We start from the raw sequence: 12,863 nt of genomic DNA on the forward strand, positions 1-12,863 counted from the left end.
TATGCGTTCAACCGGCTCTCGTTGGCGTTGGAACAGGAGCCCGCGTACCGTCACCAGATACTGGTGCGGCTGTCGGGTTGAAAGAAATGGAGTTCGTCGGCATCGATAGCGATGCGCGCGATGTCACCTGCGCGTACTGTGCTCTTCGGAGAAAAGCGGGCTACAGCAGCCTTTTCGTTGCCGATGTCGGCGACGGCGTCCGGGTCGCCGGCATCCACCCAGGGTGCGTCGATGTTCAGATGCACCATGGATTCGGAGCCCAGCGCCTCGACGAGAGCGACCGGGGCCGAGATCTCGGCCGAAGAGGGCCGGATCGCCGCGTCGTTCATATGCTCGGGCCGGATACCGATAATGACCTGACGGTTGAACGCACCGTTGAGCGAGGGGCGGTCTTCGAAAACCCGGTCAGGGATTTGGAAACTGTTGCTGCCCAGGGTCAGCGTCCTCCCATTCAGAAGGGCCTCGTACAAATTCATCGAGGGCGATCCGATAAAGGCGGCGACAAAGACATTGTCAGGACGATTGTACAGGTTTTGCGGTGTGTCGACTTGCTGAAGGACGCCGCCTTTCATGACAGCGACGCGGTCACCCATCGTCATCGCCTCGACCTGGTCGTGGGTCACGTAAATCGTGGTGACATTCAGTTTTCTCTGGAGACTGGCGATCTCGGCGCGCATCTGCACGCGCAGCTTGGCATCGAGGTTCGACAACGGTTCATCCATCAGGAAGGCCGCTGGTTTGCGGACGATCGCTCGTCCCATGGCGACACGCTGACGCTGGCCTCCTGAAAGGAGTGCCGGCCTGCGGTCGAGCAAAGTCGTCAGTTCGAGGATGCGTGCGGCTTCGTCTACGCGGCTGGCAATCTCGGTCTTCGGCAGGCCTGCCATCAGCAAGGGGAAGGCAATGTTCTCCCTCACTGTCTTGTGCGGGTAGAGCGCATAAGACTGGAAGACCATGGCGATGTCGCGATCCTTGGGATCGACATCGTTGACCAACCTGTCACCGATCCTGAGTTCGCCGCTCGTAATGCTCTCCAGGCCAGCGATCATCCTGAGCGCCGTCGACTTTCCGCATCCTGACGGACCAACGAACACCATGAACTCGCCGTCCCTAATGTCGAAGCTCAGATCGTGCAGAGCGTGAAACCTGTTTCCGTAGACCTTGTTGATATTGCGCAGCTCTATGCCGGCCATGCCTTTGCCTCCCTCATCCCTTTACAGCGCCGAAAGTCAGACCGCCGACGATCTGTTTTTGCAGTGCGAGCGTTACGATGATGACCGGCAGCGAGTAGAGGACGGCTGCGGCGGTCATCGCCCCCCAGGCAAGCCCATAGACGGAATTGTATTCGGCGATGACGATCGGCGCCGTTTTGGTCGCCTCGGACGTCAGCAGCAGCGCGTAGAGGAACTCGTTCCAGCTTGTAATGAAGGTAAAGAGAGCGGTGACCGCTATCCCCCCTGTCATGACCGGAAGGACAATCTTTCGAAACGCTTGGAATCGGGTGCAGCCATCCATGCGCGCCGCTTCTTCGAGCTCCTTCGGCACCCCCTCAAAGAAGGCGGACATGAGTAGCAGTGCCAGCGGCACGGCAGCCGATGTGTGAGCGAGCACCAGGCCAGGAATTGTATCGAGCAAACCGAGCGACTTTAAAAGCTGGAACAGCGGCACTCCGAGCGCCACCGACGGCACCATGCGCGTCACCAGTGCGAAGAGCAGGAAAATGGTGGTGATCCGGCGCCGGTACTGCGTGGCAACGTAAGCAGCAGGCACGGCCACTGACAGCGAGAGAGCAGTCGTCAGCACCGCGACGGTGAGGGAATTGAAGAAGGCTCTAGGCAAGGTGGAGGATCGCAGCACTTCGCGAAAGTTCTCGAACGATACAACGGCGGGAAAGAAGCTTGGCGGGATCTGCTGGACATCAGCCGCCGGCTTGATGGAGGTCATCAGGAGATAAATGTAAGGCAGCGCGTACGATAGCACCAACACGAGGGCTGCCGCGTTGATCAGGATTCCGCTGACATTGAGGCTGGGAGCTCTACGCATGGACCGGCCTCCATATCTTCCAATAGGCGACTGCCGCCAAAAGCATCATGACGATGAGAAACAATGTTCCGGACGCGGACGCCTCGCCAAGATCGCCGAACCGAACCATGCGCTGATAGATGTTCATCGAGAACACTTCAGAAGCGTGACTGGGACCACCCTGCGTCTGTATCCAGATCAGGTCGAACGTCTTGGCCGCATCCACGCCGCGTACGATCACCACGACGGCGATCACCGGCCGCATGAGGGGAAGGGTGACATGCCAAAAGCGCTTGAGCGCATTCGCCCCGTCGATCCGCGCTGCCTCCAGCAGGTCCTTTGGGATGTTCGTCAGCCCGGCATAGGACACAAGGGCGACAAAGGAAGTCGTCAGCCAGATGTCGGCAAAGGAAACAGAATAGATGACGATATCTTCGCTGGACAACCATGCGATCGCTTCTGGATCGCTAATCAGACCCAAACGGACGAGCCCGTAGTTCAGGATGCCGATATTGCCGACGAGCAGAAATCGCCAGAGTAGACCCGCGACGATGGGCGGAACCATCAACGGCAGAGCGAAAATCGTGCGATGCCACCGCGATTGACCGGCAAGCGCCGAAAAAAGCAGCGCCGCACAGAAGCCAAACGTGAACTCGAAGAACAGCGCGAAGAGCGAGTACTGAACGGTCCGCAGAGCGCTTTCCACGACACGTTTCGACGTCAAGGCGTCGACATAGTTCTGCAGCCCGACCCATTCGCGTATATGAGGCGTGATCGTATCGACCTTGAAAAAGGAATCGAATACCAGGAGCCCCACCGGGTAAGCGACCAGCACGCCGAGGATGGCGACTGCAGGCGCGAGCATGCAAAGCACAAATCGGTCTTCACCCGACATGTCCGTCTCCGAAAGCTAAGGGTGGGCATATTTTGCCCCACGATGTTGAAGGAATGTACGAGGCTAGTTGAGAATGTCCTCGATCATTTCCTTGGCTTCCGTCAGGACCTCTCCGATCTCTGCCTTGCAGGTGAGTGCCTGCTGGATAGCCGGCAGCACAGCTTCATCGACGATTTCCTGATATTTTTCATTGATCGGCCGGCCCTGGGTGGCAGGCGCGCTCAGCGTCTCAAGAAGTGGGGGGAAGTGCTCATAGCCGGACTTGCCTGAATAGCTGCGATAGGCGGAATTCGTCGCTGCAAGGCCGAGGGGAGCTTCGATACCCAGGGCATTATTGGCGATAGCAAACGAGATGAATTTTTTCGCTGCGTCCTTGTGCTGGGATGTGGAGGGAACGACGTTGTACCAAGGGCCTGGAACAGCTGCGATCCCGGCGTCACCGGCCAGCATCGGCGCCACGCCGACCTTGCCGCTGACCTTTGAATCCGGAGGCGTCATCTTGTAGGCGTGCGCCCAGAACTTCATCATCGCTGTTTTGCCCTGGTAGAACAGGTTCTGCGCCTCGCCCCAGCCGATTTCGTTCACATTTTCAGGAACGGAATGATCAATGCAGTGCGGCGCGATGTAGAATTCAAGTGCCTTTTTGTGCGCCTCATTGTCGATAATGATCTGCCCGTCCTTATCGAGGATCACCCCTGGCGAACCCGCCTGCAGCACATGCGCCATCCATTCCTCTGAAAACGTGCCGATGGTGTCGGTGCCCCAGAAGTCAGTCTTTCCATCGCCGTCAGTGTCACGCGTGAAGAATTTCGCAATGTCGCGCCACTGCTGCCAGGTTTTGGGCGGCGCGAGAGGATAGCCATACTTGACCTGAAAAGCTTCCTTTTCCTCTGCCTTTTCAAATAGATCCTTGCGGTAGAACACGATCTCGGCATTGGCCCACGCAGGCATGCCGATCAGTTTGTCAGCGACCTTCGCGTCGGCAAGCAAGACAGGCGGCAAATCCGCGCGAACTGCATCGGTGAATAGAGCCGAGAGATCCTCGACGTGGCTTGCAAACTTCGCATTCCACACGACGTCAATCGTCACGACATCGAACGCGGAAGAGCCAGAGGCGATTTCGGCCGAGAATTTGTCAAAGACCCCCTGATAGGGAACCACGGTGAAGTTCACGTTGATGCCGGTTTCGGCGGTAAACTTCTCGGCGACCGCCTTCTGCAACATTTCGCCGCCGCCTTCGACCAGAATGTTGATGGTTTCGGCATTGGCAGTGGCGGCCATGAAAACAAGCGCGAGTGCGCTGGCACCAAGCATTTTCTTCATCGATTCCTCCCATTGGCTCGTTGCACTTGCATCGAGCCTCCTTCTTGTTGCGAAGGTAATCCCCGTATGACGACGTTGTCAACATGGAATGTCGACGTTGTCAGAAAATCCTGTCGACGTTGTCATGCGTCTGGTTTAAAAACGAATCCCGGCAAGGAGATTGGCTTACATGGTCAGCATAGTCAGCGTCGCGAAAGTGGCGGGGGTTTCCAACAAAACTGTGTCTCGGGTCATTAACGGCGAACCATATGTGACCGAGGAAACGAGGGAGAGGGTAGAAAGGGCAATTCGAGACCTCGGATACGTGCCTAATATGGCCGCCCGCCAAATACGCTCAAGTCGCTCCAACACATTTGGTATCATCGCTGACTATGTGTCGACGACGCCCTATTCAGTGGATATCGTTCGCGGGATCCAGGATTGGGCTAATGCTAACGGCAAAACCATCCTGATGGCAAACACCGGCGGTGCGTCCGAGCAGGAAATTAAAATTTGGAAAATGTTCCAATCGCATCGCATTGACGGTGTTCTCTACGTAACGATGTACCATCGCATCGTTGACCCCGAAACCGGCGACGTCGGTATCCCCACAGTCATGATCAACTGTCGACCTCGCACGAGCGAGCTGTTGCCGTCGATCGAACCCGATGACTACCAGGGTGCGCAGGATTTGACACGCTATCTGCTTGAAAAGGGCCATCGAAAGATCGGCTACATCCGGCTCAATCCCATTTTGCTTGGCGCGGAACTGCGACTCGATGCATTCCGCAAAACCACCGGCGACTTTGGCCTTAAAGAGAGCGATCTGACTATCCGTCTTGGGATGGAAGGACCGGTAGGAGCAGAGAAGAACTACGTTTTTGCTGCCGCCACCGAGATGCTTCAACAAAAGGATCGACCGACCGCAATCATGAGCGGCAACGACGAAATGGCGATCCAAATCTACATTGCGGCCATGGCATTGGGTTTCCGTATTCCCGAGGATGTGAGTATTGTCGGCTTTGACGACTTCCGGACCGTTTCCCAGGCGTTGAAGCCGGAGCTGACCACTGCGGCTTTGCCGTATTACAATCTCGGCCTCGAAGGGGCGGAATTGTTGAATAGCGTGGTGGCCGGAACTGAGGTTTGTCCGAGCCGCCGCGTTGTGCCCTGTAAACTGGTCGAGCGAACTTCGGTGTGCTCCTTGTAATGCGATTCACGAAGCGGGAGCACCTGGTTGGGCGAGCAAACCGGCCGGTTTTTCAGCGTACTAGTCAAGAGGAAAGAGGTGGTTGCGGGAATATGGCGGAAACTTGATATGTCTTCAGGCTGATAAAAAGGCAAACGACTACGCTGCATTGCAAGCCGAGTTCCATAAATCGCCTTATCAATCAAAATAACGACTTTACAGGTACTTAGCCGTCTCCGATGACAGGTTGTCAGTTCGATTCCTTTCAAGAGCGCTTAGAAGACTGACGGAGCGTGCGGCCTTCCATGATTTGGCTCCGGGGACGGTCGATGCCCAATGCGCCGAGCAGCGCTACCGCGCGCAAACCTATGTAAGCCCCAGCCTGCAGGTCGGGCCTTAGTCTTCAACTATGCATACGACTTGATATCTTCCTATCTGCATATTGGAACTTACACCGCATTGGTATGCAGTGGGAAAGATACGCAGCAGCCTGGAGCCGCGATACGACTACCGGTCTCCGAGCTGCGGGCTTCCTCGCCTCTGGTCCCCGCAGTCCGTCGTCCGGGGCGGCGCGCACCTATGTGACGATGAAGCATTTCCTCTCCGCTTTGGCTTCGAAACACTGCGCGATCTCCCGGACATTGAGATGCTGGAAGACGCGGGGCTAATTTGATCGGCACATGGTCGAACAGGCGGCCACTTTGGACGACGAAGTCGTTGATCAGAGTTCCTGCGACGGGGAGTGAGAGCCGGAACAATCGGTACATAAGGCTTTTGGCTGCCGGCAGGAAACCGTCAGTCGTCACGTTCCGCAGGATGGCCCTTCGTCGTCCGTATGCGCCGGCATTGCCCGGATGTAACGGAGGCCCTTGGTCCCGACGCCACCGGTCGCGACGATTTCAAACCCGGCCTCAGTGAGAAGCGCACCGATCGCCTGCATGTCGACATGTCCGTGTCGGTGGAGGATCGGCAATCTCGACCTCCGCGCCGGCTTGCCGAAGTCAATCAGCAACAAACGGCCTTCCGGCCTGAGGACGCGGCGCGCTTCGCGGGCGAAGGCTGCTCGAGCACGCTTTGGCAAATGGTGGAGCATGAGCGTGCCGGTGACGACGTCAAACCGGGCATCATCGAACGGCAACCTCTGGGCCGCTCCGTGCACGAAGGTGACATCAAGCTGCACTCTTTGTGCCTTCGCCTTCGCTCGCGCGACCATCTCCGCCGAGGCGTCGAGCCCGGTCACGCGGCCGGTTGGTCCAACCTGACGTTTCGCCGCGATCGCCAGCGTCCCGGTCCCGCAGGCGACATCGAGCACGATTTCTCCCGGCCGGAGCCCCGCTAGGCGCAACATTGAAGTGCGAAACCGACCCTCGCGCCCGAGCGTCAGCATGCGGGCGAGCAGATCGTAGGTGGCCGCTCCGTGTAGGACGATTCCAATCGCGTTGCCGTGTTCGTCGTCGCTGCGGCCTCCGACAAGGCTTTGCCGTCGGCCGCGTCCCCAGATTACCAGGGCCAACAGGGCGGTCAGAACGACGCCGTGGAACACGAACACCGAGGCACCAGCGCTTAGATATCCGGCTCCAAGCCACAGCAACGTCATCAACCCTGCGATCAACGACAGCTTCGCTGCGACGACCATGATGATCAGGCTTCTGCGGGAAGGCGAACCCACTCCGGCGTTGCGACCAAATCCGTGCATGAGATGCAGCCTCCGTGGTGACAAACGCGCGCCGCAAAGGCGCCGTAAACTTTCGGGACACGTCGTATCATGCTGGACACGATGTCCGGAAATAGTGTTGCAGGACACCCGACGGTAAGATGTTCGGAACGGCACAATCCAGGAGGCAGTGGCCATGAAAATCGAGCGGTCAGCAAAGAACGGCTCGATCGATCGTCGCGTCGCGCGAACGCGCGCTCTGCTGCAAGACGCGCTCATCGCACTGATCCCGGAGCGGGGATATGCGGCAATTACTGTCGAAGACATTTGCCGCAAGGCCAATGTCGGACGATCGACCTTTTACGCTCACTACACGAGCAAAGATGAACTGCGCAGCGCAACGATCGAGGCACATCTGAGATCGCTCGATCAACAGCGCCTGGCGACGCTTCCGGCTTCCGGCCGACGCCTATTCCGGTTCAGCCTGCCGATGCTTGAGCATGCGCAGGCGGCCCGCGAACTCCATCACGCACTGCTCTCGAGCAGCAGCGACGCGATTCACGATGAATTGCGCGAGCGGATCCGCCGCGTTGTCCGGCATGAGCTTGCCGAAAAGCGGATCGGCAGTACCAACGTCCCTGCCGAGGTTGCCGTGCAATTCATTTCCGGAGCCTTTGTCGCCGTTCTGGCCTGGTGGATCAACGGAAATGCTGACCTGTCGCCGTCCGAGGTCGATGAGCTGTTCCAGCAGCTGGCGCTGAACGGCGTCGGCGCCCGTGTCAAGACGGACGAAGCTGATCCTCAGCAATGCCGTTAGCCGTCAATTTTCCCATTGCGTTTCGGCGATCGAACTGGCCATGAGCTGGTCGCTACCATCAGGTGCCGCGGGCACCGTCAACGTGACAAGTTCATTGCGGCCCTTGACGATCACGCTGTAAAGCTTGTGCACATGCGTCGGGCTACGGTTTTCATCTATGGCTTCGGCGTCGAAAACGTCGAAGAGCTGCCTTTCAAAGCCCCGGCTGTCGACGCCGGATGTCGCCACCGTGCAGGCTTGGACCGACTTGCCGCCGAGGTTGTTTTAGCGACGCCGACGAAGAGAGGTTGGCCTATGCCATTGCCTTGCGCCGCCCAGCCTTCGATGCTCTCCGGATCGTCCACGGGTGCCAAGCCGATGACCACCTCGTCGCGGAGCGGCGTCCAGCCATGGGCCTGCGCGGCCCTGACTGTCCTGTCGAAGTCGGGCCCGCTCGAAAGACAGTGGCGACGGAAAAAGTCGAAAGATGTGCTGCTATCCTCGGCTTCGGCCGTTGACGCGACGCAAAGGATGGCGGCCTGCAGTATCGTTCGGGAACGTACCATCGTGTTATATCGCTCGGATCGCCGAGCGATCCCCGGACATGGAATTCCCCGGCGCGCAGTCTGATTATACTCCTAGTGTGGTTAAAGCGCAGGCGGTTTGTTGAGTTTGCCTACGCACAGCAACCCTTTCAATATCGGGGCCAATTTGCCGTGATATTGTTAGCCGGCACTAACAATTTCGAGGAGCAGCGTCCATAGCATAACCAACGCATATTCACGGCTTGACAATCGAGGGACTGACAGTCGATGCGGAGAAGGCTGTGAACGACATCCGGGGTCTTTTTAACGCTCCTCAGGTGGCTTGAGGTGGCGGAACTGCAGCAGCAACAGCAGGTCGTAGACGATCTTCAGCATGCCGCAGATGACGAGCGGCCAAGCGCGATAGGAGGCAGCGACGAGAGCACCCGCCAGGGCAGGACTGGCCGCCGCGGCAAGACTGCGCGGTACCGATGTGAAGCTCGCCGCCGCGGCCCGCTCCGCCTCGGTCACGACGGCCATCACGTAGGACGAGCGCGTCGGTACGTCCATTTGCGAGAGAGCGGCCCGGAGGAGCAACAAGGCGAGCGCCAGGGGCAAGTTGGGGGCGAAGGCCGCCAAGATCAGCACGACGCTCGACGGAATGTGGGTGAACACCATGGTGTTGATCAGCCCGATACGCCGCGACAGCCAAGCGGCGACCGGGAAGGAAAACGCCGAAAGTACGCCGGACCAGAAGAAAAACATGCCCGCCGCCGCAAGCGATAGATCGAACCGTTCAAACAGCCAAAGCGCTAGCAGAGACTGGACCACGAAACCGCCGGCAAAGGCATCGAGGCTGAACAGGCCCGCAAGTTTGAAGACAACGGCACGCGAAGGTCCGAGTGCCGACGCTTCGGCGGGCCCCATTGTGGGGCGTCGCGGTATGCGGGCATAGAAAAGACCGCCAGCTATTCCGACCAGAGCATAGAGCACGAACATCAGCTTGACGGCGGTCAATCTTTCGAGACCCACCAGCGCGGAGGAGTCCGGTATCGCTGCCGCGAGCGCGCCGACGGCGCTTGCAAGCGCACCAGTGAGGCTATAACGAGCGAACATCTTCGTCCGATCGACTGCGGTCACCTCGCGAGTGAGCGCCGCGTGCTCCAGCGGCACGAACACGCTCACGCTGCCGGCTGAAGGATTAATCGTACCGGCGAAGGCAATCACCAGCAGCGGTGCATAGTCGTGAACCATGGCCATGGCCACGCCCGTGGCCACCATAAGTCCGGTGGCAGCAAATAGCAGTTGGCGGAGATCGCGATGCGCACCGAGGAATCCGATCGCAATCGTCAAGAGTGCAGAACCGAACAGCGATGCCGTCGCGATGATGCCGACTTGCAGGGGCGAAAATCCGAGTTCGAGCAGATAAACCGGCAGTAAGATCGCCACAAAGCCGTCGCCGAAGTCGCGCAGAGCGCGTGCGGCGAAGAGACAGGTCGCGGGATTAAGTCCCGGTGCGATTTTTCCGTTCGGTTTTTGTCGTTCGCGCGGCGGCATCTCTTCAGGCGCCTAATACGATGAAGCAGAAACGCCGCGAGATCACCGACTCGAGCCGCAAACTGGCATGTGTCCTTTGTTGCATGGTCTTCCGCAAGCCTCCGCCACCGGCTTTCCACTTCGAGGAACGCGGGTGCTTCTTCCGTGCTCTATTGCTCCGAACTTCGTGGCAGTCTGCGAAATCGCCTCACGAGCCGGCGATGAGAATAGGTCAGCCGAATTTCGGGACCTATTAATGGCTGCGATTTGCGTGATTTGCGATGAACAAAACGCCGGGGGCAACGTTTCCTCGACGCCCCAATATTCAAGAAAGGAAAAGAACATGGATTGGAACCGCGTCGAAGGCAACTGGAAACAGGCCAAAGGGAAGATCAAAGAGCAATGGGGCAAGCTGACTGACGACGACCTTGATCAGATCGCCGGTAAACGCGAGCAGCTTGAAGGCAAGATCCAGGAACGCTACGGCCTCGAAAAGGATCGCGTGCGTCGCGATATCGATGACTGGTATGCGCGCCAGACTTGGCATTGATCCTCCCGCATGGCAGTTGATGAGTGATGTTTCGAGTGTGATCTGGCGATCGGCTCTTCCCGGTCGCCGGATTCTGCTGTCGCGTTGGCGACACTCTGGTGCGCGTATTGGGAAGCCTGCAGCCGGATCCGCTCTACCTCCGCCAAGCCAGTAAACGCCTCTACCTCCGCCAAGCCAGTAAACGCTAAGGGTCCTTCCGGTGCAGAGCTCTTCGCATTGCTTGGATGCCCCCATCGAAGCATGCGAGAAGGCCGCGAACACGGCCTCCTCGCTATCGGAAATGGCTCAGGCGGCTTTGGTTGCCTTCAAATTCGCCGACGCCTGTGCAAGCTTCGTCAGCTTCTTATCGGTGGCTTCCTCTTCCGCGAGGCTCGCCTGAAGGAGTGGGACCGCGTCCTTCAAGCCAAGCTGCTTGGCCCAAGCGACAAGTGTGCCGTAGCGGGCGATCTCATAATGTTCGACGGCCTGGGCTGCGGAGATCAATCCTGCGTCAAGCGCGGGAGACCCCTTGAATTCTTCCATGATTTCCTCCCCTTCGGCGATAATGCCTTGGATGGCCTCGCAGGTCTTGCCGCGAGCGGGCTTGCCAACGATCTCGAACACTTGCACGAGACGCTCGACTTGGCTTTCGGTCTCGTCACGATGCTGCAGGAAGCCCGCTTTACCTTCCTCCGATTGCGTGGCGCGAGCCATCTTCGGCAATGCTTTCAGGATTTGCCTCTCTGCGAAGTAAATGTCCTTGAGGGTATCGACGAACAGGTCGTTCAAAGTCTTCTCTGCCATTCTATCCTCCTGTGGTGGGATGATTTGTGGACTCTGAACGTGGGGCATCGCGGGTTGTTCCGATTAGCGGCCCAACAAATCCGTTGGGCGCGAAAGACTCATTAGGCAATTCCGAGACCAGGAGGAGCGCTGGCCCGTTAGGCGGTCCACTCGACCGGAAAACGCAGCTGAGATGCCGGGGACCTGGCAGGAATACTACCGGAATGATGGATGATGACGGTCGACGGCATCGTCATGCGCTTCCTTGTGATCGCTGCGGCATGCTTGATGAAGTCATCATCTTGGCCGGCCGCAGTTCTGCGATCGGTGTTTACGTGCGAGTAAGAAAAAGGTCCTCTTCCGCATCCCTTTGCCGACCTCCGAGTGCTGCGGCAGCAGAGGAGATAAAAGCACCAACAATGAGAGACAGGGCACCGAGCATCGCCGTTGTTGCGGCTGCCTTACGTGCCTCGTCTGCTGTTTTCTGCGCAGCGACCTTCGCGTCTTCCACACGCTTTAAGATTGCGTCGACTCGGGCCTTGGCGTCGGCCTCCGGCAGGGCGGTGCGCGATGCCACAATCGTTGCGAGGTAGTTTTTGTCCTCGTCTGGGATCCCGCCTTGAGCAGCACCTTGAAGAAGAATTCTCGACACCTCCGCTGCGGCCGCCCCGTCGTCGGTCGTGGCCTGCGCGCGGCTTCGATCGGGTCGAAGCAAGGCATCGGTGAAATAGGACGTCGAGAGATCGGTCGTCGGCGATTCTGCTGCTGCAAGAGTGCCGGCAAGGCTTGCGGTTGTCGCGGCCTGGCTGACACCCTGAGCTCCGGCGCCCGCCAGCGCGGTCAAAGACGATGCTAGGAAACCGGCGACAAAAACCGTGGCGACTGCCCAGCTAATCAGACCGTGAGCGGTGTCGCGGAAGAAGACCTCGTCGCTGTGGACAGCGGTCCATTTCGTGCGGAGCCGGCCCGTGAGGTAGCCGCCCAGCGCCGCTGACAGCCACTGCACGACCACAAGCCAAATTGCAGCGGTGACGCCAATTGACCCTGCCGAAGCGCTCTGTCCCGTCCACGGGGAAACAGCCGTCAGCCCGACGCCCGAGCCAAGAAGCAGAAGGATCAGTGTAACGCCGGTGGCGGCAAAAGCGCCGCCGAAGATCGGTCCCCACGACATCGCGGATTTGGACGATTCAACCGGAGTTGCCACGACGCCCGTGTCTGTCAGGGACATGGCAGGCGTCTCCTATCGCATGAAAAGAACAAGGAGAATGACGATCGGCAGTGGAATGCCGAGAAGCCAGAGAAGAATGCCGCGACCCATGGCGTTGTCTCCGATCTTGGGCGTTGAAAAATATTCGAGAGACTTAACGCCGGTTGACGTTCGATGTTCCGGTCGCATTTGGGGTCTATCATTCGCGAATGATACTGCCGAGAAAGATCAGCCACTCGAAGTCACAATCCTCCGCAGCCTCCGCCCTTTAGGAGTTATTTTCTCTTCCGGCGGCTCGGGGAGTGGCGTTTCCGATAGCGGCGGGTGATGAACTTGTCGCCATCTTAATTTCTAATGGTGTGCATGCGCTTCGCGCGCACGCCGCCTTCATTCCCGGCGCGGAATCCAGCCCATCCGGCAGTCGTC

At 58.5% G+C, this 12,863-nt stretch carries 12 protein-coding genes and 1 pseudogene; 4 read left to right on the forward strand and 9 right to left on the reverse strand.

What is annotated here, in order from left to right; genetic code table 11:
• Positions 1-50: 50 nt before the first annotated feature.
• The 4 genes from ACZ9BX_RS26840 to ACZ9BX_RS26855 all read right to left on the reverse strand — a co-directional run bounded on the left by ACZ9BX_RS26840 (position 51) and on the right by ACZ9BX_RS26855 (position 4,240).
• Positions 51-1,193 (reverse strand): ABC transporter ATP-binding protein, encoded by a 1,143-nt coding sequence (locus tag ACZ9BX_RS26840; protein ID WP_476221190.1) that lies wholly within the window; start codon positions 1,191-1,193, stop codon positions 51-53.
• 13 nt (positions 1,194-1,206) lie between these two features.
• Positions 1,207-2,043, reverse strand: coding sequence for a carbohydrate ABC transporter permease (locus tag ACZ9BX_RS26845; protein WP_476221191.1), 837 nt, complete (start codon positions 2,041-2,043; stop codon positions 1,207-1,209).
• Entirely contained in the window at positions 2,036-2,917 is an 882-nt protein-coding gene (locus ACZ9BX_RS26850) for a carbohydrate ABC transporter permease (protein ID WP_476221192.1), read from the reverse strand. Before ACZ9BX_RS26850 ends, ACZ9BX_RS26845 begins: the two co-directional genes overlap by 8 nt.
• A 63-nt stretch (positions 2,918-2,980) precedes the next feature.
• Entirely contained in the window at positions 2,981-4,240 is a 1,260-nt protein-coding gene (locus ACZ9BX_RS26855; RefSeq protein ID WP_476221193.1) for an ABC transporter substrate-binding protein, read from the reverse strand.
• A 169-nt stretch (positions 4,241-4,409) separates the two neighbouring features.
• Here ACZ9BX_RS26855 and ACZ9BX_RS26860 point away from each other — a divergent pair, with 169 nt between their 5' ends.
• Both ACZ9BX_RS26860 and ACZ9BX_RS26865 read left to right on the forward strand, forming a co-directional pair.
• Complete coding sequence (locus ACZ9BX_RS26860; RefSeq protein ID WP_476221194.1) at positions 4,410-5,429, forward strand: LacI family DNA-binding transcriptional regulator; 1,020 nt, start codon at positions 4,410-4,412, stop codon at positions 5,427-5,429.
• 473 nt (positions 5,430-5,902) lie between these two features.
• A pseudogene (locus ACZ9BX_RS26865) lies at positions 5,903-6,081 on the forward strand (SMC-Scp complex subunit ScpB); the annotation flags it as partial.
• Positions 6,082-6,210: 129 nt separating this feature from the next.
• On the opposite strand, the gene ACZ9BX_RS26870 reads toward ACZ9BX_RS26865, so the two are convergent.
• The gene (locus ACZ9BX_RS26870) at positions 6,211-7,104 is read right to left on the reverse strand and encodes a methyltransferase domain-containing protein (RefSeq protein WP_476221196.1); all 894 of its coding nucleotides are present in this window, start codon (positions 7,102-7,104) and stop codon (positions 6,211-6,213) included.
• Positions 7,105-7,258: 154 nt separating this feature from the next.
• On the opposite strand from ACZ9BX_RS26870, the gene ACZ9BX_RS26875 reads away from it, so the two are divergent.
• On the forward strand, positions 7,259-7,879 hold the full coding sequence (locus tag ACZ9BX_RS26875; protein WP_476221198.1) for a TetR/AcrR family transcriptional regulator: 621 nt from the start codon (positions 7,259-7,261) through the stop codon (positions 7,877-7,879).
• A 3-nt stretch (positions 7,880-7,882) separates the two neighbouring features.
• On the opposite strand, the gene ACZ9BX_RS26880 is transcribed toward ACZ9BX_RS26875, so the two are convergent.
• Complete coding sequence (locus ACZ9BX_RS26880) at positions 7,883-8,107, reverse strand: hypothetical protein (RefSeq protein WP_476221199.1); 225 nt, start codon at positions 8,105-8,107, stop codon at positions 7,883-7,885.
• 599 nt (positions 8,108-8,706) lie between these two features.
• Complete coding sequence (locus tag ACZ9BX_RS26885; protein ID WP_476221200.1) at positions 8,707-9,939, reverse strand: MFS transporter; 1,233 nt, start codon at positions 9,937-9,939, stop codon at positions 8,707-8,709.
• A 322-nt stretch (positions 9,940-10,261) separates the two neighbouring features.
• Here ACZ9BX_RS26885 and ACZ9BX_RS26890 point away from each other — a divergent pair, with 322 nt between their 5' ends.
• On the forward strand, positions 10,262-10,468 hold the full coding sequence (locus ACZ9BX_RS26890) for a CsbD family protein (protein ID WP_087001323.1): 207 nt from the start codon (positions 10,262-10,264) through the stop codon (positions 10,466-10,468).
• 285 nt (positions 10,469-10,753) lie between these two features.
• Here the strand turns inward: ACZ9BX_RS26890 and ACZ9BX_RS26895 are convergent, their stop codons facing one another.
• Together ACZ9BX_RS26895 and ACZ9BX_RS26900 are read right to left on the reverse strand one after the other, a co-directional pair.
• The gene (locus tag ACZ9BX_RS26895; protein ID WP_132568579.1) at positions 10,754-11,251 is read right to left on the reverse strand and encodes a YciE/YciF ferroxidase family protein; all 498 of its coding nucleotides are present in this window, start codon (positions 11,249-11,251) and stop codon (positions 10,754-10,756) included.
• 310 nt (positions 11,252-11,561) lie between these two features.
• Complete coding sequence (locus ACZ9BX_RS26900; RefSeq protein WP_476221202.1) at positions 11,562-12,458, reverse strand: hypothetical protein; 897 nt, start codon at positions 12,456-12,458, stop codon at positions 11,562-11,564.
• Between the last annotated feature and the right edge of the window lie 405 nt (positions 12,459-12,863).

The organism is Rhizobium sp. USDA 3886 (assembly GCF_056279785.1).